General features: G+C 73.4%; 17 protein-coding genes. 8 read left to right on the plus strand and 9 right to left on the minus strand.

Annotated features, from left to right (window positions below; genetic code table 11):
* The first annotated feature begins 51 nt into the window (after window positions 1-51).
* The 4 genes from ACFRIC_RS01185 (at window position 52) to ACFRIC_RS01200 (ending at window position 5,311) form a co-directional block, all read left to right on the plus strand.
* On the plus strand, window positions 52-3,198 hold the full coding sequence (locus tag ACFRIC_RS01185; protein ID WP_382778860.1) for an AAA family ATPase: 3,147 nt from the start codon (window positions 52-54) through the stop codon (window positions 3,196-3,198).
* On the plus strand, window positions 3,195-4,055 hold the full coding sequence (locus ACFRIC_RS01190; RefSeq protein WP_382778384.1) for a S8 family serine peptidase: 861 nt from the start codon (window positions 3,195-3,197) through the stop codon (window positions 4,053-4,055). Before ACFRIC_RS01185 ends, ACFRIC_RS01190 begins: the two co-directional genes overlap by 4 nt.
* Entirely contained in the window at window positions 4,052-4,663 is a 612-nt protein-coding gene (locus tag ACFRIC_RS01195) for a GAF domain-containing protein (protein WP_382778385.1), read from the plus strand. Before ACFRIC_RS01190 ends, ACFRIC_RS01195 begins: the two co-directional genes overlap by 4 nt.
* Window positions 4,664-4,798: 135 nt before the next feature.
* The gene (locus ACFRIC_RS01200) at window positions 4,799-5,311 is read left to right on the plus strand and encodes a GNAT family N-acetyltransferase (protein WP_382778386.1); all 513 of its coding nucleotides are present in this window, start codon (window positions 4,799-4,801) and stop codon (window positions 5,309-5,311) included.
* Here the strand turns inward: ACFRIC_RS01200 and ACFRIC_RS01205 are convergent.
* The 5 genes from ACFRIC_RS01205 to ACFRIC_RS01225 all read right to left on the minus strand — a co-directional run bounded on the left by ACFRIC_RS01205 (window position 5,297) and on the right by ACFRIC_RS01225 (window position 11,659).
* A complete protein-coding gene (locus ACFRIC_RS01205; RefSeq protein WP_382778387.1) occupies window positions 5,297-6,418 on the minus strand; it encodes a glycosyltransferase in 1,122 nt (373 codons plus the stop codon). The two genes, ACFRIC_RS01200 and ACFRIC_RS01205, sit on opposite strands and share 15 nt — an antisense overlap.
* 1 nt (window position 6,419) lies before the next feature.
* Window positions 6,420-8,564, minus strand: coding sequence for a prolyl oligopeptidase family protein (locus tag ACFRIC_RS01210; protein WP_382778388.1), 2,145 nt, complete (start codon window positions 8,562-8,564; stop codon window positions 6,420-6,422).
* Window positions 8,565-8,616: 52 nt separating this feature from the next.
* Window positions 8,617-10,083: an MFS transporter gene (locus ACFRIC_RS01215; RefSeq protein WP_382778389.1), complete on the minus strand. Its 1,467-nt coding sequence runs from the start codon at window positions 10,081-10,083 to the stop codon at window positions 8,617-8,619.
* The gene (locus tag ACFRIC_RS01220; RefSeq protein WP_382778390.1) at window positions 10,080-11,276 is read right to left on the minus strand and encodes a radical SAM protein; all 1,197 of its coding nucleotides are present in this window, start codon (window positions 11,274-11,276) and stop codon (window positions 10,080-10,082) included. The genes ACFRIC_RS01215 and ACFRIC_RS01220 overlap by 4 nt, the downstream gene beginning before the upstream one ends.
* Before the next feature lie 104 nt (window positions 11,277-11,380).
* Entirely contained in the window at window positions 11,381-11,659 is a 279-nt protein-coding gene (locus tag ACFRIC_RS01225; RefSeq protein WP_382778391.1) for a hypothetical protein, read from the minus strand.
* A gap of 368 nt (window positions 11,660-12,027) precedes the next feature.
* Between ACFRIC_RS01225 and ACFRIC_RS01230 the strand changes: the two genes are divergently transcribed.
* Both ACFRIC_RS01230 and ACFRIC_RS01235 read left to right on the plus strand, forming a co-directional pair.
* Window positions 12,028-13,290 (plus strand): cytochrome P450, encoded by a 1,263-nt coding sequence (locus ACFRIC_RS01230; protein ID WP_382778392.1) that lies wholly within the window; start codon window positions 12,028-12,030, stop codon window positions 13,288-13,290.
* A gap of 213 nt (window positions 13,291-13,503) precedes the next feature.
* Window positions 13,504-14,241 carry a hypothetical protein gene (locus ACFRIC_RS01235; protein ID WP_382778393.1) on the plus strand — a complete coding sequence of 246 codons (738 nt, stop codon included), beginning with the start codon at window positions 13,504-13,506 and terminating at the stop codon, window positions 14,239-14,241.
* A 32-nt stretch (window positions 14,242-14,273) separates the two neighbouring features.
* Here the strand turns inward: ACFRIC_RS01235 and ACFRIC_RS01240 are convergent, their stop codons facing one another.
* Complete coding sequence (locus ACFRIC_RS01240; protein WP_382778394.1) at window positions 14,274-15,350, minus strand: Lrp/AsnC family transcriptional regulator; 1,077 nt, start codon at window positions 15,348-15,350, stop codon at window positions 14,274-14,276.
* A gap of 109 nt (window positions 15,351-15,459) precedes the next feature.
* Between ACFRIC_RS01240 and ACFRIC_RS01245 the strand changes: the two genes are divergently transcribed.
* Entirely contained in the window at window positions 15,460-16,674 is a 1,215-nt protein-coding gene (locus tag ACFRIC_RS01245; protein ID WP_382778395.1) for a M20 family metallopeptidase, read from the plus strand.
* Entirely contained in the window at window positions 16,671-18,206 is a 1,536-nt protein-coding gene (locus tag ACFRIC_RS01250) for an MFS transporter (RefSeq protein ID WP_382778396.1), read from the plus strand. The genes ACFRIC_RS01245 and ACFRIC_RS01250 overlap by 4 nt, the downstream gene beginning before the upstream one ends.
* Here the strand turns inward: ACFRIC_RS01250 and ACFRIC_RS01255 are convergent.
* From ACFRIC_RS01255 to ACFRIC_RS01265, 3 genes are all read right to left on the minus strand, one after another.
* Window positions 18,112-21,717, minus strand: coding sequence for a helicase HerA domain-containing protein (locus tag ACFRIC_RS01255; protein WP_382778397.1), 3,606 nt, complete (start codon window positions 21,715-21,717; stop codon window positions 18,112-18,114). The two genes, ACFRIC_RS01250 and ACFRIC_RS01255, sit on opposite strands and share 95 nt — an antisense overlap.
* A gap of 93 nt (window positions 21,718-21,810) precedes the next feature.
* Entirely contained in the window at window positions 21,811-23,103 is a 1,293-nt protein-coding gene (locus ACFRIC_RS01260; RefSeq protein WP_382778398.1) for a hypothetical protein, read from the minus strand.
* Window positions 23,100-24,824, minus strand: a complete 1,725-nt coding sequence (locus ACFRIC_RS01265; RefSeq protein WP_382778399.1) for a dynamin family protein — start codon at window positions 24,822-24,824, stop codon at window positions 23,100-23,102. Before ACFRIC_RS01265 ends, ACFRIC_RS01260 begins: the two co-directional genes overlap by 4 nt.
* Between the last annotated feature and the right edge of the window lie 3 nt (window positions 24,825-24,827).

Consider the following 24,827-nt stretch of genomic DNA (forward strand, 5'->3'; position numbering starts at 1 on the left):
ACCGAGGCGACGACCGGAGCGACCGCCGGCCAGGTGACCGGCGGTACGCGCATGAAGTGCCCGCGGTGTCCCGAACCCCCGCCGGACGGCGCGGCGTTCTGCCCCCGGTGCGGAACGGCGTGCGTGGCCGCGGGCGACACCGCCGCGGCCGAGGAACGCCGGGTCGTGACCGTCCTCTTCTGCGACCTCGTCGGCTCGACGGCCCTGTCCGGCCGGCTCGACCCGGAGACCTTGCGCACGGTCACCCTGCGCTACTTCGCGCTGATGCGGGCGCGGATCGAGGAACACGGCGGCACGGTGGAGAAGTTCATCGGCGACGCCGTGATGGCGGTCTTCGGTGTGCCCGTACGCCACGAGGACGACGCCCACCGGGCACTCGCCGCCGCGCGCGGCATGGTCGGCGGCCTCCACGGGCTCAACGCCGAACTGGAGCGGGCCCACGGCGTACGCCTCGCCGTCCGCATCGGCGTGAACACCGGTGAGGTGGTGGTCAGCGCCGATCCCGCCGCCCGGCAGGCCCTGGTCTCCGGCGAGGTCGTCAACATCGCGGCCCGGCTCGAACAGCACGCGGGCGCGGGGGACATCCTCATCGGCCCGGCCACGCTGCGTGCCGCCGGTCCCACGGCGGTCACCGAGTCTGCCGGATCCCTCTCCCTCAAGGGAGTCGGGGCCCCCTTCCCGGCCCACCGCCTGGTCGCCCTGCACGAGGACGACCCGGAACGGGCCCGCCGGTTCGACACCCCCTTCATCGGACGCGAGCAGGAGCTGGCCGAACTCCGGCTCCTGTCAAGCAAGTTGGAGACCGACCCGCGTTCGTACCTGGTGACCGTCTACGGCGAGGCGGGCCTCGGCAAGACCCGCCTGCTGCGCGAATGGCTGCGGGACTCCCCCGCGTACGGCGAGGGCCGGTGCCGCCCCTACGGCGAGACGGGCTCCCTGTCGCCGCTCGCCGAAGCCGTACGCCAGGTCCTCGCGGCCGTGGGCGAGGACACCGCCCTCGCCCAACTCCCGTCCCCCGAGCGGACGGAGGCCGAAGAGGCCCTGCGTCTGCTGCGGACCGGCCTGTTCGCGGACGGCACGCCCAGCCCGTCGGCGGACGACACCCTCATGGCCCTGGCCTGCCTCCTGGACGTGCTGTCCCGTGAACGGCCCGTGGTGCTCGTCCTCGACGACTGCCACTGGGCGTCCGAACCCCTCCTCGACATGGCGGACCGGCTGCTGGACGAGCTCGACCGCTCCCCCGTGGCCCTGGTGTGCGTCGCGCGTCCGGAACTGCTCGAGACCCGTCCCGGCTGGGGCAGCGGGCGCATGCGGTCCGCGTCGCTGATGCTCACCCCGCTCAGCCGGGAGGAGGCCGCCGCTCTCGTCGGCGAACTCGTCGAGGTGGCGGCCCACCGGCAGGGCGTCCTGGAGGGCGCGCTCGAGCGCGCGGAGGGCAATCCGCTCTACCTCGAACACCTGACGGCCATGTCCGCCGAGTCCGACGACCTGCCGCTGACCGTGCACGCCCTGCTCGGCGCCCGCATCGACGCGCTGCCGCCGGAGGAGCGCACGCTGTTGCAGGTGGCCGCCGTCCTGGGACGGGAGTTCCAGCGCGCCGACCTGACCGAACTGGCCACCGCCGAGGAGCCCGCCGGGCCGACGGAGCCTCCCGGCGGTCTGCTGCGCGGCCTCGTACGACGCCGCCTCATCGAGTCCGGCGGCCGCTCCCGGTCCGCCGGCTCCCTCCTCCGGTTCGGCAGCGCCCTGGTGCAGGAGACGGCGTACCGCGGCATGGCCAAGAAGGTACGGGCCCGGCGCCACGAACACGCCGCCGGCGTCCTCGTCCGCCACGACGCGGGTGACGCCGCCGTCGGCTCCCACCTGGCGCGCGCCCACCGTCTGCTCACCGAACTGGGCATCAACGACGACGACACCGACACCCTGCGCGCTCGCGCCGCGGATCTGCTCACCCGGGCCGGAGCCGCCGCCCTGGCCCGCTCCGACCTCCCCTGGGCGGAAGACCTGCTCACCCAGGCCTCGGACCTGGCCACCCCGGGCGAGCCCGTCGCCCGCGAGGCCGCCCGCCGGCTCGGCGAGACGAAGGTCGCCCGCGGTGAGCCCGAACGCGGCCGGGAACTGCTGGCGGACGCGCTCGACGCGGCGGACCGGGCCGGTGATCCGCTCGGCGCCGCCCACGCCCGGCTCGCCCTCACCGCGCTCGACCCGCGCCACGGGTCCGCGGCCGAGGTGGCCGAGGCCGCGCTCCCCCTGTTCACCCGGGCGGGCGACGACCAGGGCATCGCCGGCGCCTGTGTCCGGATCGCCCAGGACCGTCAGCGGCGCGGACTGCACGGGGAGGCCGAGGAACTGCTCCACCGGGCCCTGGACCACGCCGACCGCGCCGACGCCGAACCCGAACGCGCGCTGGCGCTCGGCGCGGTCGGCATCTCCCTGTGGCGCGGACCCACCCCGGTCGCGCGAGCCGTGGCCCGCTGCGAGGAACTGCTGACGGCCCACGGGTCCGGCCGGCCGACCGTCCGGGCCACGCTCGGCTGCCCGCTCGCCGTACTCCTGGCCCTGCAAGGCCGGCCCGAGGAGGCGCACGAACGGCTGGCCGAAGCGGCACGCCTGGCCCGCGGCCTCGGCTACGCGGAGAGCGCCCTGTTCATCCCGCTGTTCGCCGCGGAGGTCGAGGCGCTGACCGGTACACCGGCCCGGGGTCTGACCCTGCTCGACGAGGCGGCCCGCGCGGGACGCGAACTCGGCGCCACGGGCGCTCTTCCCGGCATCGCCCGGGAGCGGGCGCGGATCCTGCTGGACCAGGGTGAACCGGCGGAGGCGGCGGCGCTGCCTGACCCCGAGGCGTCCGGCCTGCCTCCCGCCGAGTCCGCCGACGCGTACGGACTGCGAGCCCGCGCCCTGGCCCTCGCCGGTGAACCGGACCTCGCGCGCGCCTGCGCGGACCGGGCCGTCGCGGCGGCCGGCGAGACGGACTCCCCGCTCGTACGCGGCACGGCCGCCCTCGACCGGGCTCAGGTGGTGCGCGTGCTCGGTCCGACCGGCGAGGCGGCGCGGGAGGCGCACACGGCGCGGGAGTACTTCGCCGCCAAGGGACACCGGCCGGGCACGGACCGCGCGTCCGCGCTCGCCGACGAGATGACGGCCACGGTCCGGGACGCGGAACGCCCGGCCCGACGGGAAGGCGGGACCGCATGACCACAGGAACGGCGGCAGGGCTCACCTGGAGCCTGCGTGACCGCTCCCCCGAGGACCTCACGATGCTCGCCGACACGGTGCCCGATGTGCCCGCCGACCCCTCGGAGTGGTCGGACGGCGCCGGGGTGCGAGTGTGCGTGGTCGATACGGGAGTCGAGTGCGGCCATCCCTCGGTCGGCACCGTCCAGGGCTCCTACGAGGTGGCGCCCGCCCCCGACGGAGGCCTGCACGTCGTCGACAGCGGACGGCTGCCCGACGGCGCGGGCGACGGCTGCGGGCACGGAACCGCCTGCGCCGGCATCGTCCGGCGTGTGGCGCCCGCCTGCGAGCTGCACAGCGTGCGGGTGCTGGGCGAGGGCTTCACCGGCACGGGCGAGGCCCTGCTCACCGGGTTGCGGTGGGCCGTCGACCAGGGCTTCGACGTGGTCAACCTCAGTCTGTCCACGACCCGTCCGAAGTTCCTGGAAACGCTACGGGCCCTGGCCGACCAGGCGTTCTTCACCGGGACCACGCTGGTGGCCTCCGCCCACAACACCCCGGTGGAGAGCTTCCCCTGGCGGTTCTCCTCCGTCATCTCGGTCGGCACGCACCGCGAGGACGACTCCGGGCTCTTCCTCTACAACCCGGCGCCACCCGTCGAGTTCTTCGCCCCCGGCCAGAACGTGCAGGTGGCCTGGACGGGCGGCAAGACCATCCGCACCACGGGCAACAGTTTCGCCACCCCCTTCATCAGCGGGATGTGCGCACGCCTGCTCGGCACCCGCCCGAAGCTGACACCGTTCCAGATCAAGCACGCGCTCTACCTCTCGGCCGCGAACGTGCGCATCGGCGAACCAGGAACCCGAGGTGAATCATGACCCAGTCCCCCGGACTCGTCCCCGCCACCGGCGTGGACCCAGCGACGCGCGTCGGCAGCGCGGAGCACGATCTGCTGCAGTCCGTCGTCGACACCGCGCGGGCCATCTTCGGCGCCGCGGCCAGTTCCGTCCTGCTGCACGACCGGGAGACCGACGAACTGGTCTTCCAGGCCGTGGCCGGGGAGGGAGAGGAGTCCCTCGTGGGCTCGCGGTTCCCGGCAGGCCGGGGTCTGGCGGGCTGGGTGCTCGTCTCGGGTGAACCCATGATCGCGGACGACCTGCGGGAACAGAGCATGTTCGCCAAGGACGTCGCGAAGTCGACGGGGTACGTGCCCGACGCCCTCATGGCGGCACCCCTCGCCCACCGCGACCGGGTGCTCGGCGTGCTCGAAGTGCTCGACCCCGCCGAGCAGTCCCGGTCCAGCCTCTCCGAACTCGACCTTCTCGCGCTCTTCGCCCGTCAGGCCGCGGCGGCCCTCGCGGTCATCGACGACCGGCGCCACGAGGAGACTCCGTCGGCGGTCCGCGCGCGGGGCCTGGAGCTGGTGGCCGCGCTGCGGGACGTACTCCTGGAAGGGGTGCCGCCGCAGGGGGCACAGGAAGGGTGAGGCGAGGCGGGGGCTGCCGCACATCTCGTGCGGCAGCCCCTTCCTCACGTCCCGCCATGGCGCTGGGACGGGCGCAGTCCGGGCGGGCGAAAGTGGTTTGCGGACTCGGATCGCGCGTGGGTAGCGTCACCGACCGTGACCCCGACCCTGCGCACCGAGCGGCTCCTGCTGGAGCCTTACGTCCCCGAGGACGAGGACCACTTCGTCACCCTGTTCCAGGACTCCAGGGTGTCGCGGTGGATGGGGGACGGCCCGTCCTCCGAGGCCGAGGACCGGGCCCTGTTCGGGCGGATCTTCACGAAGGTCTATGCCCAGGACCTCTTCGACGTCTGGGCCGTCCGCCGCGACGGACTCCTCGTCGGCCATGCCGAGATCAAGCCGACCGACACCGTCGCAGGCCACGAGATCATCTACGCTCTGGCGCCGGCGACATGGGGGTCCGGTCTGGGCACCGAGCTGGCGGAGGCGATCGTCGCCCATGGCTTCGAAACGCTCCAACTGGCCGAGGTGTACGCCACCGTGGCCGCTCCGAACCAGGCCTCGCTGGCCCTGCTGCGCCGAGTCGGTTTCGAGCATGTACGGGACATCGAGGAGGAGGACGGGGGCACCACCCGCGTGCTGGCCCGCTCTCGGTCAGCGTGCCGCTGATTCCACGGCGTCGGCGGCACGGGTTTCGCTCTTGCCGTCGGTGAGTTCGGCGCCGATCTCCTCGGCGCGCGCCCGTAGTTGAACGTCGTGAGCCGTCTCCTCGACGGCGGCCCGCAGGTCCGCGGCGGCGGTCCCGGGCTCCGGAAGCCTTCGGGCGACGCCGGCGCGCAGGCAGGCGGCCGCAAGGACCTGCTGCTCCGAGCCGTTGGGGGCGACGAGCAGAGGCTTGCCGTGGAGGAGGGCGGCGAGTACGGGCGCGGAGGTCGCGTTCGTCAGGACGAGGTCGGCCCGCTCGACGAGCCGGCCCATCCAGGGGCGGCGACCGACGATCAGGTCGGCGTCCGCGGCGGCTTCGGGGGCGCCCGAGCGTCCCAGTTCCACGACGGCCCGGTAAGTGCCCCTGGTGAAGGCCGCGTTGAGTCGCGGCCACAGGGAGCCGCCGCCGAAGGTCCGGCCGAGATGGACGTAGGCCAGGGGCTTGGAGTCGGGGAGCGGTTCGGCGGACGGGGGCTCCGGTTCCCACCAGCAGGGGCCGACATGTCGTACGACCGGGGGGAGTTCGGCGTCGGCCAGCTCCAGGACGGGGTGGCCGCGCAGCAGGAAGCTCGTACCGAGCAGCGGGGTGTCGGAGTGGTGGTCGTGTCGTGGCGCGAGGCCGGCCACCTCTCGTACCGCCCGATAGTGCTTCAGCGTCTCCGTCAGCCGCCACATCCGGTCGTGCGTGTCCGCCGGCCCGGCTCCTCCGCAGCGGTAGGGCCACAGGTGTGCGGCGAGTCCGAGCACGACGACCGGCAGGCCGGCGGCCTCGGCGGCCACGAGCGCGCCGTGGTTGAGCACCGAGGTGAGCAGGACGTCGGGCCGCAGCCGCCGGACCGCCCGGGAAACCTCGGTGTACTGCTCGGAGCCGCGTACCGACCAGTGGGCCACGGACAGGGCCGCGTCGTCGGTGGCGGCGGACAGGTCCAGGCCTGCCTCGCTCACCACCGGCGCGGCTCGTGGCCCGGCGAGGACGTGCACCGTGTGGGAGCGGCGGCGCAGTTCGCGGCCCACCGCGAGTGCGGGATACAGGTAGCCCGGGTCGCCGAGCGGGCACAGGAGCACGTTCATGTCAGTGGTCTCCCGGCAGTCGAAGGCCCAGGTGGTGGGCGAAGAAGGCCATGACGTCCGCGTAGAGGCGGGCGCTGCGCGAGGAGGCGCGGGCGCCGTGTCCGACGCCGCGCTCGGTGCGCAGTACGACCGGTGCGTGACCGGTGGCGGCCCATTGCAGTGCGGCGCACATCTTGCGGGCGTGGGCGGGGTCGACTCGTGTGTCGCCTTCGAACACGGCGAGCAGGACGGCCGGGTAGGGCGCGCCCTCGCGTACCTGGTGGTAGGGCGAGTACGAGAGGAGGTGCGCGAACTGAGCGGGGTCCGCGGCGCTTCCGTACTCGTCGCGCCAACTCGGGCCCATGCCCGACCGTTCGTAGCGCACCATGTCGAGCAGGGGTGCCGCGCACACGACGGCGCCGTAGGTCTCCGGGCGGCGGGTCAGCGCCGCGGCGGCCAGCAGACCGCCGTTGGAGCTGCCGAGGACGCCGAGCCGACCGGGCGCGGCCCATCCGTCGCGGAGCAGGTGGTCCGCCGCCGCGTCGAAGTCGTCGAAGGTGTTGTGCTTGTGCTTGCGGCGTCCGGCGCGGTGCCACTCCTCGCCCTCTTCTCCCCCGCCGCGCACGCAGGCCACCGCGTACACGCCTCCCGCGCGCACCCAGGGAATGGCCTGGGGGGTGAATCCCGGGGTCATGGAGGCGCCGAAGCCGCCGTAGCCGGTGAGGACGGCGGGGCGGGGTCGGTCGGGGTGGCCCGTGGGGGACATGACGAACACGCGCACTTCGGTGCCGTCGCGGGAGCGCACTATCTCCTGGGTGACGTGCACGCCCTCGACGCGGGCCGCTTCGGGGGAGCCGCCGGGCCAGGGGCTCAGGTGTCCGGTCACGGCGTCGTAGTGGAGGACGACGGCGGGCGTCGTGTGGTCGGTGTAGGCGAACCACAGCTCGTGGCCTGGTTCTTGACGTGCGGTCAGTGACGTGACCGTTCCCCGTCCCGGCAGTGGTACGGTCCCGGTCCGGGCGCCGGTCCGGGCGTCGTGCAGCGTCAACTCGGCCACGGCGTGCCGGGTTCGTACGACGACCAGGAGCGGCCGGTCCAGTGCCGGACCGTCGAGGACCGCGAAGTCCTGCAGTACGGCGTCGGGTTGCTCGGCGACCAGGGTGCGCCAGTGGCGCGGAGCTGACTCGCGCGGGTTCGTGGCGTCGCGAGGGACCGTGACGATCCGGCCGCGCGGGGCACCGGCCGTCGTCCTCAGCATCAGCGGTCCCCCACCCGGCCTCGGACGGACGGCGGTGTGGCCGTCGGCGGCGTGCTGAAGGCGGCGCAGCTCGGGCCGGTCGGGTCCGGTCCGGGTCAGGTCGGCGGTCCACAGGTCGGTGTGCGGGGAGGTGCCCTCACTGGCACCGATGATCAAGAGCCGGCCGTCGGGGGTGGTGGCGACGGTGTAGTACTGGGTGTCGGATCGTCCGGCCCCGAAGACCTCCACGTCCTCCTCGGCCCGCGTGCCGACCTGGTGCAGATACACGCGGCGACGGGGTCCGGCCCCGGCAGGCCCGCCCCCGGGAGGCAGTCGGCGGACGTAGTAGAAGGCCCGGTCGCCCGGCAGCCAGGCCACGGGCGAACGGCGCACCCGGTCCACGGGTCCGTCGACCGTCTCTCCCGTCGCCGTGTCGAGCACACGCAGTACCGAGTGTTCCGTACCGCCCGAGGAGACCTGGACGGCCACGAGGTCGCCTTCCCAGGACGGTTCCCAGGTGTCGAGCACCGTCGTTCCGGCCGGATCGGCCACCAGCGGGTCGAACAGGATCCGTGTCCTGCCGGCTTCGCGGACGGCCAGTGCGGCGAGTTCGCGCCCGGGTTCCCTGAGCATGTGGAACTCCCGTGCCCCGCGGGCCACCGGCGGACGGCTCCCGCCTCCATCGAGCAGGGCGGTGATCTGCGCGAACAACGGGTCACGGGCCGGCCAGCGGGCCTCCTCCTCGGCGTAGAGCAGGTCCTGGACGGCGCACCACGCGGTGGTGGCGGGGTTCAGCGGGTTCTCGAGCCAGCGGTAGGGGTCGGCCACCCGCTGTCCGTGGACGATCTCGACCGGACCGCCGCGTGGGGCCGGTGGGTAGGTGTACGGGGCGGGCGCCGGCCTGGCGTCGCGGGGCGGGGACTGGGTCATCGCGGCGCTCCAGGGGGACGGATCACGTCGGTCGCGTGCGGGGGGGCGGGGCTCAGGCGTCACCGGTGCCGCGGCGTCGCGCGGGGGACGCAGGGGACGGGTCCTCGGGCTCGGGCCCGCCGGGAGGAATCGCCTCGCCGTGCGCTTCGACCGCGGGCCGGTCGGCGTTGCCCGTGCCCGTTCCCGCCCCTGCGCCTGCGCCTGCGAGGGCCGGAGTGTCCGGAGGGGAGGAGGGACGGTGGGTGTCCTCGAACTCGGGCAGGTCCGCGGGACCGGCGGCGTCGGCGGGTCCGGAGGTGTTCTTCGCCTCGGCGGTCACGGCGTCGAGGCTCGTCTCGCGCAGCAGAGGTACCGACGAAATCAGGGTGACGAACGCCGCGGTGCCGGCGAGGGCCAGCCAGGTGTGGCTCGCCCCGAGGGAGTCCACGAAGGAGCCCGCGAGGAGCGGTCCGAGGGAGGCGAGGCCGGCCATCACCAGTCCGGTCGCGGTGCTGACCCTGCCGAGCAGGTCGCGTGGGGCGAGCGCCAGCATGGCGCGGCCCACGACGATGCCGGCGGGCGGGCTGAAGAAGACGACCACGACCAGCACGGGGCCGATCGTCCAGGGGTGCGTGGTGGTGGAGAAGACGGCGAGGCCGATCGCCCAGACCATGCCGATCAGCAGGAACAGACGAGCGGCGGGGATCCTCTTGATCAGTCGTGGGGCCGCGGAGGCGCCCAGCATCGCCCCGATGCCCGCGCAGCCCATGACCGCTCCGATCGCCGTCCCGCCCGCGCCGCTCTGCCGCAGGGAGACCACCATGGTCGTCTGGGCCGCAGCCGAGACGACGTTGATGCCCGCGGCGAACAACAGCGCTGCCAGGAGCGTCCGTTGTCGTGTCAGCCAGCGGAGTCCGGCCGTGAGCCGGTCGTCGCGGTCGGTGGCGGCGACCTGGTGAGGGGGTTTGGTGGCGATCCGCAGCAGCAGGACGGCGGACACGCCGTAGGAGAGGGCGTCGGCGGTGAACGGCAGCATCGGGTCCATCGTGTAGAGCCAGCCGCCGAGGAACGGGCCGATGAGCGAGCTCGTCGCGACGGCGGCCTGGCTGCGGCTCAGTGCGTCGGTGAGGTCCTTCTCCGGGACGACGTCGCGGACGGCGATCGTGGCGGCGGGTGCGAAGAGCGCGGTGGCCGCGCCCTCGACCACCGCGACGCCGAGGAGGTGTGCCTGACCGAGGCCTCCCAGTGCCGACGCCAGGGGAATGCTGGCCAGCGCGACGAGCCGGATCAGGTCGGTCCCGACCATGATCATCTGCCGGTCGATCCGGTCGGCGAGCTGACCCGCCGGAAGGCGCAGCAGGGTCCGGGTCACCAGGGAGAAGGTCGCGACCGTACCGGCTTGCGCCGCGCTGCCGCCGATGGACAGGACGAGCAACGGGAACGTGAGCAGGGACAGTTGTGAGCCGAGCGTGGACAGCGTCGTACTGAGCCAGTAGCGGCGGAAGTCGGCGTTGGCACGCAGGATGCCGGCGCCCTTCATCGCAACCGCCCCACGGCGTGGAGGCTGTCCAGGACTCCGGCGTCGACCCGGTCCTGGAACACGACGCGGACGGCCGCCTCCTCGTCGTACTGGTAGTGGTCGTGGCAGCTCACCCAGCGGCCTTCGGTCTGCTCGGCGTCGAGGTAGCCGTCGGTGATGGTGCCGACCTCCATGCCGGGCTTGCCCGCGGTCTCCCAGCAACTGGCCAGCACACCGTCGGCGTTGACGACCGCGCCGTAGCGGCCGTCGGTGAAGGAGCAGGCCTGGCAGGGAACATGGGCGCGCGGTCGGGCCACCGTGAATCCGAGCTCCAGCGCGCGGGCGTGCCAGCGGACGAAGTCGTCGACGAGGCCGTTCTCGTGCATCAGGTTGTTGGCGTAGCCGACGCCGACGTCCCCGACGCGGGCGAAGTGGATGCCGCAGCGGGCGGGGTCGAGGTGGGCGCCGAGCCTTTCGACCAGGTCGTCGACGCCGTGGCGGTTCAGGTGGGAGACGTTGACGCGCAGCATCCAGCGCAGGGAGGTCTTCTCGATGGCGCGGGCGATGTTGGACACGATGACGTCGAAGGTGCCGCCTCCGGAGCGGCGTACCCGGATGGCGTCGTGGTCGGCGCGGTCGCCGTCGAAGGTCACCTGTACGGAGCCGAGGCCCGCCGCGTTGAGTTCCTTGGCGATCAGCGGTGTGAGCAGGGTGCCGTTGGAGGTCATCGACGCGGTGAGGTCGCCCAGTTCGGCGGCCCTGGTGAGCAGGTCGCGGCAGCCTCGCGGGTTGAGGAGCGGTTCGCCGCCGAAGAGCAGCAGCGACAGCCTGTCCATGTCGGCGGCGGCCATGCGTTCGCGGGTGAAGTCCAGTACCTGGCCGACGGCTTCGGGCGTCAGCCGGGCGTGCTGGATGCGCGGCGGACGGCTTCCTCCCTTGGGGTCCTGCGCGGTGTTCTGGAAGCAGTAGCCGCATCCGAGGTTGCAGTCCGTGCTGGTCAGTACGGTCAGCGAGTACGAGTTGTACGGCTTGACGTCGTACAGTCCCGCCTCTCGGAGATAGTGTTCGGCGGAGGGCCGCAGGGTGCCGTCGGGCTCCACCTGGCCGGGGCGCATCAGCGCGTAGCCGCCGGCGCCCAGGAACCACCACCCCCTGCGGGACTGGATCAGACGGGCCCCGGCGGCGGGGACGGCGACGGACTGCGTACCGGGCACGGCAACCTCCGGAGCGAGGGCGGGAGTTGGAGGGCGGGCGCGGCCCGGCCGCGGCGGCGTCAGGCGCCACCGCGACCGGGAGGACCGCGCCGGTGGTGAGCCGATCAGGCGTTGTGCTCCTGGTGGACGACGCACCAGGGGGTGTCCTCCTCGTCCTCCTCGGAGTGGGCGATCACCTCGGGCTCGTCCACGGCGGACTCCTGGTGGACGCCGCACCACGCGACGTTCGACGCGGAGTGCGCGACCACTTCGGGCTCGTCGACGGCGGACTCCTGGTGCACCCCGCACCAGCCGACGTTCGACGCGGAGTGCGCGACGACCTCGGGAGTCTCCTCCGCGGGGGTCTCGGTGGTCTCCTCGTTGGGCTCGACGTTCTCGGCCATGTTGGTCCTCCATACGACGGGCGTTCGGGACGACGGACGGCAGCGGTTCGCCGACCGGCAGGAAGCTAGGAGGAGGGGGTTCGGCACCGGTTCATGGCTGGTTGGGCCGTGGTGAAATGCCTGGTGGGGACGGGGAACCCGGGGGTCCCTCCGCATCAGGACGTCTCTCACCAACTGGCCGGGCCGGCACGACCACATGAGGGCCTCACGCACGAGCATCGCGGGGCCGCCGGGTCGTACGGGGCCCGGCGGCAAGGCGGGGCGCCGGCGGCCGCATACCGGAATCCCACCGGATCCCAACCGGCGGGCAACCGGCCGTTCCTACGGTGGCCGCCGCACACTCCGCGACCGCGAGAGGACGCCTCCGTATGGACACCGAGCCCGTCGTCACGGCCGCACCGTCCGCCCCGCCGGCACCCGCAGCGGCACGGCGGCAGCGGCTGCCGGAGCCGCTGGGGGCAGGGTTCCTGGCCCGTCCGGAGGAGACGCTGGCGGAGATACGGGAGACGTGTCCCGTGGCGCGGATCAGGACGCCCGCCGGACGGCCGGCGTGGGTGGTGACCCGTGCGGAGGACGTACGGGCCGGATTCCTCGACCCCCGGCTCTCCTTGAGCGGCGGCCATGTCCCCGACCCCGACGTACGCCGACGCGCTCTGGACGTGACGCTGGTCAACTACGACCCGCCGGACCACACGCGGATCCGCCGCCTGGCGACACCGGCACTCACCCCGGCGCGCATGGCCGCCCACCGCGAACGCATCGAGCTCAACGCGCTGGAACTCCTCGACGCGGCGGACGCGGCGCGGGGGCGGGGACCGGTCGAGCTGATGGGCGCGTTCGCGCGGCCGTTCGCGTTCCGGTCATTGTGCGAGGTCTTCGAGGTGCGAGAGGAGGAACGGGCTTCGCTGTACCAGCCGGTGGCGCTCCTCGCGGACAAGGCGGGGTGCTCCGCCCGGGCCGTGGAGGAGAGCGTGGCCCGGATCGACGCGTTCGTCCGCGGCGAGATGGCCCGCCGCGAAGCCGCTCCGGGTGACGACGTCGTCTCCCGCGTCCTGGCCGCCTGGCACCAGCAGGGCGGCGCGACCGAGGACGAGGTCGCCTCGCTCCTGGCGATGCTGTTCCTGGCCGGATTCGACAGCACCGTTCAGGCGATCGGCATGAGCCTGGTGGCGTTGCTCGGCCACCGGGACGTACAGGACTCGTTGCGCGACGAACCGTCGAGGATTCCGCGTGCGGTGGACGAGTTGCTGCGCTGGGACACCCCGGGCCCCTTCGGCACCAAGCGGGTGACGCTGGAGGACGTCCGATTCGGCGACACGGTCATTCCGGCGGGCAGCGGTGTCCTGCTCTCCGTGGCCTCGGCCAATCACGACCCGCGCTGCCACGCCGACCCCGGCACACTGAACCCGGACCGCACGACCGCCGCACGCCACCTGTCCTTCGGCCTGGGTCCGCACTACTGCCCCGGATCGGCGCTGGCCCGCCTCGAGCTGACGGTGGCCCTGACCGCGATCCTCGGCCGCTGGCGTCGCCTGGAGCCGGCGGTGCCGCTGGACGAACTGGCATGGGGCGGCGGCTATCTGCACCGGCGACTGGCCGCGCTGCCGGTCCAGCCGGGCAGCCGGGCCTGAGGAGCGGCGGCACCGGCCGACGATCAGCTCCGGTCCATGGGGAGTTGCCGAGGCGCCCGCGAAGCCAAAGGCTCTCCATGTGGATGCGGCGCCCCGGCCACGTACGTGAGTACTCCTACTCAGGACATCAGCCGTCGCCGACACCAGACTGAACCGGTGACGAGAACCGGTGCGGGTCATGGACGGCGCGGTGTTGTCGTGGGGTGTGTCGCCGTGGTGGCGAGCATGGCCTTCGGCCTCTACTGGATCAGCCCTTTGCACGACCCGGAGAACACCGGCCGGGCACGGGCCGACGCGGGCCGTAGGGCGGCGACGGTGGAGGACGCGCTGCACGCCAACTTCAGCTCCCCGCTCGGGGGGTTCAGCCGCAGCAGTGAGCCCGTCCTCGATCGCGTGGCGGACCGCTTCGGCGGCACGTTGATCGACGTTCGATCCCATACCAGCGGCCGGCGCCGGGACTTCGAGGTCCTGATGTCCGTACCGGGCACCGCCGCCCCGAAGTTCAGCTTCGACGCCGAGGAGTCGACCAGGGTCCTCGTCTGCTACGAGTTCTCCTGGCAGGGATACGTGTACACGATTGAGCACAAGGCCATTGACTGCCCGAAGGAACTCCCGGCATCGTCTGACGCTCTCGGCTCGGGGGACGACTTGAACCGGCTCGCGTCGCGCATCATGCAGCACGGCTCCTCGGCGGCGGCCAACTCCCCCTCCGCCAGATCGGCCGTCGAAGACACACTGCGCGAGGCCGACGTCCCCTCCGGTACCCACCGGTCGATCACCATCTGGAACGACATGGCGGTCTTCGCCGTCGGCTCCACCCACGCGTGTGTCTTCGGCGTCCTGGCCTCCGAGGGGCTGTACGCCTGGCGGGCACCATGGGCGGCGCGCTGCACCACGGACGGCGCGTACGAGGGGTACGCCCTCACGCAATGGCCGCCGATCGGCGGGTAGTGCCTCGAAGCCAGGGTCGTGGTGCGGGCGTCTCAGTCCGGCGGGCCCGGGGCGGTGGCGGGATTGCGCATCCGGTTCAGCAGTTCCCTCTCCGCGGCGCCCGCCTCCTGGTCGTCCCACAGGTCCGAGAACGGCACCGTCCGCAGCCGGCGCCCCTCCGGGTCCAGTACCTCTCCGGCGTGTTTGAGCTGCCAGAGCGTCATGGCCCGGTCCGCGATGGTGAGTTCGGGGAACCGCTGCGCCAGCGCGGCCTCGAACGACTGCACGTCGCCCATGGAGCGCAGCCACGCCGTGACCATGAGGTTGTGCGGGCCCGACAGCGTCGCGCACAGGCGGGTCTCCCGCATCCCCGAGAGCTGGGCCGTGATCCTCGCGGTCTCCGCGGCGGGGGCGATCCCCCACAGCGTGGTGCTCACCGGCCAGCCGGACACGGAACGGGCGGCCTCGCAGCGGTACGAGATCGCCCTGGCCGCGTCCAGCCGGTCGAGCCTGCGCCGGACCGTGGTCGGGCTCAGTCCGCTGCGCTCGGCCAGCCGGGCGACGCTCTGCCGGCAGTCCTGGGCGAGCAGCAGGATCAGGTCGAGGTCGGACTGGTTCAGGACCGCGCCCGTCGTCGGCCGGTCGCGGTCCGCGCGCAGAATGCCGCGGCGCTCCTCGGCCAGCCGGTCCAGTCGCCAGCGGCTGCCCTCCGTGTGGAGGGCCGTGGCCAGTTGGGTGCGCGTCGCGGCGATCCCGTCGAGCCCTCCCAGCCGAAAGCCCACGTAGCGGGCGAGCTGGGCCTGTGAGCGGAAGACGGCGGTGAGCATCAGGTCCCGCGCCCCGGTCGTGTGCTCGATGTTGAAGAGCGGAGCGTCGTCCAGGATCCGCTCGCACACCTGGTGGAGTTTCCCCGACACGCAGTCGACCTCGATGAACGCCACGATCAGTTCGCCGATGAGCGCGGGGCTGGGGTGACAGCCGAGCCAGGCGAGGCCGGAGTCGGTCAGCCGGGCCCAACGCCGGGCGGCCGTCGTCGCGTCCACGTCCAGCGCCGCGCCGATGCGCCGCCAGTCGGCCCGCGGCGCGTGCTGGAGGGCCGTGATCAGGAGATAGTCCAGCTCGTCCAGCATGTCCGGGGTCCTTTCCGTACGACGGCGGATCCCTGCAAATGATCATGGTTGAACGGCTGATGCCGTCGTTCCGGGACCGGTGCGTGTCCGCCCTCGCACGATACCGGCCATGTTCCAGCACTCAGACGCCGCCGCCCTCCTCGACGACCTCACCGACCTCCGCCGTCGGCTCCACCGCGATCCCGAGATCGGCCTGCACCTGCCACGCACCCAGGAGAAGGTCCTCGCGGCTCTGCAGGGGCTCCCCCTGGAGATCACCCTGGGCAAGGGCCTGTCTTCGGTCACGGCCGTGCTGCGGGGCGGCAGGCCGGGTCCCGCCGTACTGCTGCGCGGCGACATGGACGCTCTGCCCGTCCACGAGGACACCGGACTGTCGTACGCCTCCGAGAACCCCGGCCTGATGCATGCCTGCGGCCACGATCTGCACACGGCGGGCCTGGTGGGTGCGGCGAAGCTCCTCGCCACCCACCGCGAGGAGCTCGCCGGGGACGTCGTGTTCATGTTCCAGCCCGGCGAGGAAGGCGACGGCGGCGCCCGCATCATGGTCGAGGAAGGCGTGCTGGACGCGGCCGGCGAACGGGTCGTGGCCGCCTACGGCCTGCACGTCTTCTCGACCCAGGTCCCCATGGGCGTCGTCGCCACCCGCCCCGGCACCATGCTGGCCGCGAGCGACACGTTCGACGTCACCGTGATCGGCCGGGGCGGACACGGTTCGATGCCGCACCTGACCCGGGATCCCGTGGCCGCCGCCGCCGAGATGGTGACCGCCCTGCAGACCCGGATCGCGCGCGAGATCGACGTCCAGGACCCGGCGGTGATCACCGTCGGCACCTTCCACGCGGGCACCGCCCGCAACGTGATCCCGGACACGGCCGAACTCGGGGCGACCGTGCGCACCTACTCCGAGCGGACCCGCGACCAGGTCCAGGGCATGGTCGAGCGCACCCTCCAGGGCATCGCGCGGGCCCACGATGTGGACATCCGGCTCGACTACACCCGTCAGTACCCGGCCACCGTCAACTCCGCCGACCAGGCCGCCTTCGCCCTGGACACGGCGCTCGAACTGTTCGGCCCGCAAAGGGTGTTCGAGGCGCCGCGGCCGGTCTCCGGGTCCGAGGACTTCTCGTTCGTGCTCGACGCGGTACCCGGCGCCTTCCTCGCGGTGGGCGCGTGCCCACCCGACCGCGACCCCGCGACCGCGCCCGTCAACCACTCCCCGCAGGCGGTGTACGACGACCGGGTGCTCCCCGACCAGGCGCTGCTCCTCGCCACACTCGCCGTGCGCGCCCTCGACCGCCACGCGACAGGGGGTCGGTCCGCATGACGGAAGCCTCCGCCTCCCCGGACGAGGCCCGCCTCGGGCCGGACCCGGCCGCGCCCGCCTCCGTCACCGCGGTCGTGGGACTGCTCGTCCTGTTCGAGCTGATGAGCGGGTTCGTCCAGACGGGGATCACCCCGCTCCTGCCGGAACTGGGCGAGTACCACGGGGTCGGCGACTCCGCGCTGAACTGGATCGTGTCGGTCCAGTTGCTGGCCGGAGCGGTGATGGTGCCGGTCTTCGGCCGACTCGGCGACCTGTACGGGCATCGCCGGATGCTGCGCGCGGCCATCGCCGCGGTGGCCGCCGGCACCCTGCTGGTCGCGCTCGCACCGGCCTTCCCCGTCCTCCTGCTCGGGCGGGTCTTCCAGGGCGCGCTCGTGGCACTCCTCCCGCTGGAGATCGCCCTCGTCCGCGACCGACTCCCGGTCGAGCAGGCTCGCCGGGCGATCGCGAGACTCGTGGGCGCGCTGACGCTGGGCAGCCTGCTGGGCGCCGTGGTCATGGGCGCGGCGGCGAAGGCCGTGCACAGCGTCCAACTCGTCCTGCTCGTACCGGCGTTCTTCGCGCTGCTGTGTGTGCCGGTGAGCTTCCTGTTCATACCGGAGAGCGTCCAGAGGGCCGTCGGCCGGCTCGACCGGCCGGGTGCCGTTCTGCTCGGCCTCTCGCTGCTCTCTCTGCTCGGCGGTGTCTCCCGTGTGGACCACGACGGCTGGGTGTCGGCGGGTGTTCTCCTCCCGCTCGTCCTCTTCGCCGTCCTGATCTCGGTGTGGGTGCGTACGGAACTGCGGTGCGCGGCACCGCTGGTGGACCTCAGGGCCATGAAGGGCCGCGGCGTGGCACGGCTCTACCTCGTCTCCTTCTTCTTCGGCGTCATGTACTTCGGCAGCCAGTCGCCCAACGCGACCTTCCTGGCCGCCGATCCCGCGACGGACGGCTACGGGTTCGGGCTCTCCGCGCTGGACATCTCACTGGTCGGTCTACCCGGGGCCGTGGCCGCGCTGGTCACCTCCGGCTGCACCGCCTTGATCGCCCGGCACCTGGGCTACCGGACCACGCTCATGACCGCCTTCGGCCTGATGGCGGCCGGCTTCCTCGGCCTTGGCTGCCTGCACGACACCGTCGTGGAGATGGCGATCGCCGTGGCGGTCTGCGGCGCCGGTGTCGGCGCCGCGCTGGGTGCCATGCCCACCGTCATCGTGGAGGCCACGGAGCCGGAACACACCGGCGTCGCCTCGGCCCTCTACAACAACGTGAAGACCGTCGGAGGAGCGGTCTCGGGCGGCCTCGTCGCCACGGTGCTGGCAGCACGGACGCGGCCCGGCGGGACGACTCCGTACGAGGGTGGCTACACGACGGTCTGGCTGCTGTGCGCCGCGTGCGGCCTCGCCGCGATCGCGGCGGTGGCCGGGCACGCCAGGGGCGACGGGAGGTTCTCGGCACTCAGCCTCCCGCGTCCGGGCGGGACGGGCCGGCGATCAGCGCCTGCAGCACGTCGTCGGGGATCGCCCGACTCCCCTGGGACGCCGACTGGGTGACCAGGCAGTAGAGCAGGTGCCGGCGATCCGTTCGGTCGGGGAGCGCGGTCCAGGTGGGGTGCAGGGCGGGGTCCTCGGCGGCGGCCCGTTCCAGGGCGCGCACGCGCTGGGTCGTCGAGACGGGCGCGGCGGCTCGGGCCGCGAGTGTCCCGCCCAGGGCCGGCAGGTGCCGGGCGGCCTGGGGTTCGTACAGGCAGCGGGCCGGGCACTGGGCGCAGCCGGGGTGAGGGTTCACCGGCCGCTCGGCGACCTGCGCGCGCAGGGAACGGTGGGTGTCCGTGAAGGACCTGCGGCCAGCCTTGTCCAGTGTGCGTGCCGTCAGCCAGGCGGCGCACAGACGCGCCAGGGAACGGGATGCGTGGTCGACGGCGAGGAGGCGGTCGGGGGCGGGCAGCGGGCCCGGACCGGGGCGGTTGGCGGGACTGTCGGCGGCGGGACCGCGGACGGAGCCGTCGGGTCCGAGGAAGCGGAGAGTGGCGTCGCCGGCCCGGGCGCGGTCGTCCTCGCGGGCGCGCAGCCAGCGGTGACCGGCCTGTGTGGACGTGCAGTAGAGGCGTCCCGTGCGGGTTTCCTCGTCCGGGACACGGTTGCCCGCCTGCCAGGCCTCCCGCCACACGGTCCAGGCGTGCCAGGCCTGCTCCGGATCGGCGTCCCGCAGCACCGTCTCGAAGAATGCCAGGAGCGCGGGGTGGGTGGGGACGACGTGACGAGCGGTCGGCCGGTAGGTGCAGGGGCGGGAACACTTCACGCAGGCGGCGTTGCGGTGGAGGTACGTACGGTCGGCGGCGCTGTCCGGCACGACGCCGGGCGCGGGCTCGGGGTATCGCGGGGTGATGGTGGTCAGCGCCGCCGCGTGCATGCGGTCGTCGTGCACCACGGCCTCGCCGGGCGGAAGGACGGCGAGGTGTCGGCTCTGCGCGTCATCGAGGTTCGTGGCGGCGGCGACGGCGGCGCGGTCGTCGTGGGCGGCCAGCCGGTGCAGGATCTTGACGTTGGAGTTCTTGAGCGTCTCGGGGGCGAGTTTGGAGGGGATCTGATCGGCGACGATGAAGCCCTCGCCGTAGGCGCGCATCTCGGCGAGCAGATCGGTGAACAGGGTGACGGCCTTGGCCTGGGCGTCGGGTGACTCGGCTCCGCCCGCCCTGACTCCGGCCCGCAGCAGGCGGTGCGCCTCCTCGATCAGGGTCAGATGGCGCAGGCTGCTCGGCGCGTCGGGGCGGGGCAAATGCTGACGGGCTTCGGCGTGCTCGTACAGCAGACTGAGCAGCAGGGCCATGACGAAGGCCTTCTCCTCGTCGTCGCCGAGATTGCGCAGTTCGATCACGCAGGGCCGCTCGAACAGCTCGCGCGGGTCGAGGCTGCGCCGGGTGTCCAGGGCCATGCCCTTGGCGCCGACCAGGAGGCTGCCGATACGGGAGCGCAGCGCGGCGCCCATGTTCTGGTGCACCTCGGGGCCGTACCCACGGCGTTGCAGCACCTCCTCGATCTTGTCGTGCAGGTCGCGGAGCCGGGGAGTGAGGGCCGCTCGGTCCTCGACCGAGGGGTTGGTGCCGAGGACGTCGTTGAGGGAGGTGTGCAGGTTCCAGCCGCGCTCCTCGTACACCTCCAGGAGTGCTTCCTCCAGGACGTAGGACATGCCGGCGAACATCGGGAAGGCCGCGTTGAAGACCGCCTTGAGCAGGTCGATGTGGCGCAGCAGGGGAACGGAGTCGACGGGGGCGAGAGGGTTGAGGCGCAGGGGGAGCACGCCGTCCGCGCCGATCGCGTAGACACGCAGCCGGCCGCGGAGTTCGGGGTGGTGGGCGAGGGCGCGGTACTCGGCCTTGACCGGTTCGATGACGAGGAACGGTACGTCGAGTCGGGTGTGGGCCTGGGTGAGGATGCTCTTGGCCGTGGTCGTCTTGCCGTAGCCGGTCATTCCGGCGATGAGGACGTGCCGGTTGAGGGCCTCGGCGGTGAGGGTCACGGGCTGGAGCGGCCGACCGAGCGGGTCGAGCAGTTCGCCGAGGTGGACGGCGGCTGCGGGATCTTCGGGGCCGGGCGGCGCGGTGAGGGCGAACTCGCCCGTCTCCCGCATCGGCACCCCGGCCATCTCGCGCTGGGGTGGTCCGGTAGGGACGGCAAGTTCGGCGGAGGTGACGCACGTTCCGAGGGAGTCGTAGGCGGCGCCGAGCGGATGCGCCGGTCCACCCGACGCGGAGCGCAGGGTCAGGGACCGGGCGCCGGTGATGGCGGCTCGGACGGCCCACGGATCGGGGCGGAGCACGCGGATCGGGTCGAGATCGGTGCCGGGGCCCGTGCAGATGCCGCGCAGGGCACCGGTGACCGCGGCGAGCGTGGTGTCACCGTCGGCGGCCACGTACACCGACAGCCGCCACCAGCCGTCGCCCCGTGCGCCGGTCATCCGGTCGAGGTGTCGCTGGAGGACTTCCTCGCAGGCCTGCGCGTTCGCGTCGAGGACCTCCGTGGTGGCGCCGCGGGTCACGGTACGGCTCGTCGCGGTCTGACGGGTCGTCGAGTGGGACTCCCCTGCCATCATGGCGGGCAGTCGGCTGAGTCCCGTCATCGCGGGACCTCCCAGGCCCGCCCTGCGGCGCCATTTCTCGGTCGCCGCGACGCTTCCCGCCGCGGTGCAGAACGCGCCCAGCACCGCCAGATACCCGGCTCCGGAGCCCAGGGCTCCCTCGGCTCCGCCTTCCGTGTGGCTCTCGCTGAGTGAGGCCGAGACGCCGTCGGCCCGGGAGAGGGACAGGGTGCGCCGAACCTGCGCGTGAGTGTCGCCGCGCAGCCGGCGGGTGCGGTCCAGCGTCTCGTCGAGGACGTCGGTGCCAAGTGGTTCGGCGACGGTCACCAGCGCGTACCGGCGTCCGCCGAGCGCCGCGGCCAGCCGGTCCGTGCTCTGCAGGGCCCGGCCGGCGGCGTCGGGGCGGCCCGAGGGGATACCGGTGACGACGGCGAGCGCGGGTGCGGAGTTGAGGAACGCGGCGACGTCGGACAGGGCGGTCCGGTCCGGACCGCTCGAGCCGCCCAGGGGGAGGGCCGGGCCGAGGCGCATTCCCGGGAAATGCGCCTGCAGCGCGCCCGCCTGCCCGGCGAGGAAGTCGGTGGCGCTGCCACCGCCCCCTCCGGCCGTGCGCCGGCCCCCGTAGAAGATCCGGTGGCCGGTGCCGTCGCCGAACAGGACGGAAACGGTGGCCTGGCCCGGGGTGTGGCAGGCCGTCAGCACCTGGGTCATCGCGGGACCGGGCGGCAGTGGGGTGCGGGAACGGCCCAGGCCCAGCACCTCGTGCAACAGGGGTCGGGCGTCGCCGTCCGGCGCCGGGGTGACCTGCCAGCGGGAGGAGTCGAAGGCGGACAGGTGACGGCGTTCCATCAGCGCGAGCAGGAGATCGGGCAGGTCTTCGGCGGCCCAGGCCGCGTCGAACGCCTCGGCGGAACCGAGGGCCCCGGCCGTGGTGGCACCGTCGGGGGTGCCGGTGGGCAGGGTGGGCGGGTCGGGGAGTGTGGTCATCGGGACCTCCGGCGGTGACGCGCGGGCGGGGCGGGCGACTTCGGGGCCAGCGCTTCTGGCAGCGGGCTGGGGCGTCGTACTGCTGTCGCCGCGCTACGGGCGTCGCCACGGCGGGATCTCGTCGTACGAATCGGAGCCGGGCAGCGTGAGACCCTCCGGCCCGCCGGTGCTCCCTGAGCCTGGGCCGGGGCTGCCGTGGCCGGGTACACCCGGACCGGAGTTCGCGGGAACGGAGCTCGCGGATCCGGCGCGACCGAAACCGTCTTCCGGACTGTCAGGGCCGGCTGCCGAACCGAGCCCTTCGGCGGCGTTCGGGCCCCCGCCACCACCGACCGCCGGCACGGCTCGCACGCGCCCGCCGTGTTTCCCAGCGAATCGTCCCCGCAGGCTCGGCCACCAGCTCGCCCCGTACGCGAGGTCCAGACCGGGATCCGTGCTCTGCCACATGGTGCCCAGGCGGGACGGGAGCACCGAGCGCAGCGGCCAGAGGGATCCCGGGCCGCCGACCACGATCAGCGGCCCCTCTTCCGCTCCGGCGCCGAGGTCGCGTACCGCCCGTTGCACCGCCAGGACGAGACCGGCCGTGGCCGGTCCGGTCTCGGCGCCCGCCATGAACTGTCGTGGCGTCATCTTCAAGGGTGTGTACAGAACGTCCGCCAGCGGCCCCGACCAGGTCACCTGGCGGTCCTGGTCGCCGGTGCGGAGCCCGGTCGCGAACTCGTCCACGCCGTCGAGCGCCGAGAGGATCCGCTGCCCGAGGACGGCCGGGGGGCAGCGATCGAGCACACGCCGCAGGAGGGTGCCGCGCCAGGCGGCCGTCCCCTCGGTCTCTCGCAGGGTGCCCACCCGGGTGACGTGCGGCCCGTCCGCGGTGTCCCGCACGCGGTACGCGCCGGTGAGCGTCCAGGTGTCGCCCACGGCCACGGCCACGACCTCCCGCGCATCCGGGCCGGCGGTGAGCCAGCGGCACACCAGCGCGTCCGTCGGACCGACCGGTTCGGTCTCGGGCCAGCAGGGGTCCGTGCCGGCCTGGCCGAGCGGCGGGACCGCGACACAGGTCCGGTAGCCGTGCAGGGGAACGGGTTCCACCTCCCCGAGATAGCGGGTGAGGCGTCGGTGGAGGCCGGCCCGGAACTCCGGGGACCACGCTTCGCACCGCCATCCGTACAGTTCGCCGTCCGCGTCCGTGGGCCGTACCCCGGCCAGCCGGTGCTCGGCCGCTTCGCTGCCCCAGCGCCCCTGCGCATCGGCCGCGTTGGGAATCGAGCGGCGCACGCCGTCCCCGACCGGGGCAAGCCGGGCGGCCGTTCCTTCGCCCTCGCGCAGCACGACCGTGGTCCGCAGGTGCTGCGGGTCGATTCCGATGACTCCGGCCACGCCGTTCATCTCCCGTCCTCGGCCGGGGCCGTCCGGCCGCACCGCGGCACGCACGCTTGGGCTCCGGCTGCCGTCAGCCGTTCGGCCTGTGCCCACAGGTGGTCGTGCAGCCGGTCGAGCACGGCCAAGGGCGCCGGGTCCGTGGCCGGCTCGAGCACGGGCAAGGGTGTGCAGGCCTTCGTGAACAGGCGTGTCACGGTGGGCTTTCTGGTGTCCAGGACCTGGGCCGCGTCCTCGGCCGCGCGCAAGGCGTCGGCCTTCGCTCCCTCGCGGTCGCGGCTCAGGGCGGCGTCGGCGGCGGACACGGCCCCGGTGAACGATCCGGCGAGCGCGCCGATGAGCGTGCCGATCCCCGGCAGCACCATGGTGCCGATGGCGGCGCCGAGCGCGCCGCCCGCTCCCCCGCGGGCCTTGCCGAGCGGGGTGTCGGGCACGTTGAGGGTCAGCTCGCCGGGGTGAAGCCTGCGACCGACCGCGGCCCGTACGTCGGCACCGGGCGGACGGTGCAGCTGCTCCCGCGCCACCTCCGTGACGGCCGCCATGAGCTCGTCGGCGAGGGCGTCGCAGACCTGCTCGACGCGCCGGCTGAGCGAGGCGGCGTACCGTCCGTCCCGCGACAGGTCGCCACTGTCGCCCATCTCGGCGGCGACCGCGGACCCGCACGCGCGCACCTCGTGCCCCAGCCGTGCGAAGCCGTCCGCGATGAGCCTCGCCGTCTTGTTCCTCATGCATTCGGCGCGTGCCGCCGCCTCGGCCCGCTCCAGCTCGGACCGACGGCGTGCGGCCTCCTTCATCTCCCGGTCGAGCCGGTCGCGGCGCGCGGCGGCATCGTCCGCGAGCCGGGCAAGGGCCTGGGCCGCGCGATGGAGTCGCACCGTACGCACGCTCGGGTGGGTACGCAGGCCGAGGGCGTCCAGGCGGTCCCGTACGTCGCCGAGTCCGAAGTCCGGCCCGCCGGACGCCGCACGTGCCGAGACGAACACGACCTCGGTCTCCGCGTCGCCGAGGGCGGCGATCCGTTCACGGAAGTAGTCCGCACGGCTCAGGAAGCGCTGCCAGCCCGCCGTGGTGTCCTCGGACAGGAAGGCGTTGACGACGAACAGCGCCGCGCCCGTCCCCGTGCGCTCCCGGTGTTCACGCAGGAACTCGGTCTCGCCGACGGAGAGCGGCCGCCTGGAGTCCACCACCCAGACCAGCGCGTCGCCCGCCGCTGCGGTCCGCGCAGCCCGGTCGTGCACGTCGGCGGTGTCGTCGATTCCGGGCGAGTCGATCCAGCAGCAGCCTCGCCCGGCGGGCCCGCCGCCCGTGACGGTCAGCCGGACCTCGTGCACGCCGTGGACGTCCTCGCGGTACTCCCCGTCGGCTCCTACGAGGGAGACGACCCCCGAGAGCGCTTCCCGCCCGAAGGCGAGCTCGACGGTGCCGGCGGCCGTGGCAGCGACGGCCCGCTCCCGTGCACCGCTCACGATCCTGCACGGCACACCTGTCTCGGGGAAGTCGTCCGTGGGAAGGAGGTCGCCGCCCAGCAGGGCGTTGAGCAGCGTCGACTTGCCGCTGCTGAAGTGGCCGCCGAACACGACGGCCGTGCCGGATGCCTGAGCCGTCCGCACAGCTACGCGCACGCTGCGCCGCACCTCCTCCGCGTATGCATCGCCGTGCGACTCGGCGAGTTGCCTCCGCAGTTCCGCGGGCACAGCGGGCCTGCCCGACCCGTGCCAGGGGTACGCCATCGC

This window comes from Streptomyces sp. NPDC056738 (assembly GCF_042790435.1).
GTDB lineage: Bacteria > Actinomycetota > Actinomycetes > Streptomycetales > Streptomycetaceae > Streptomyces.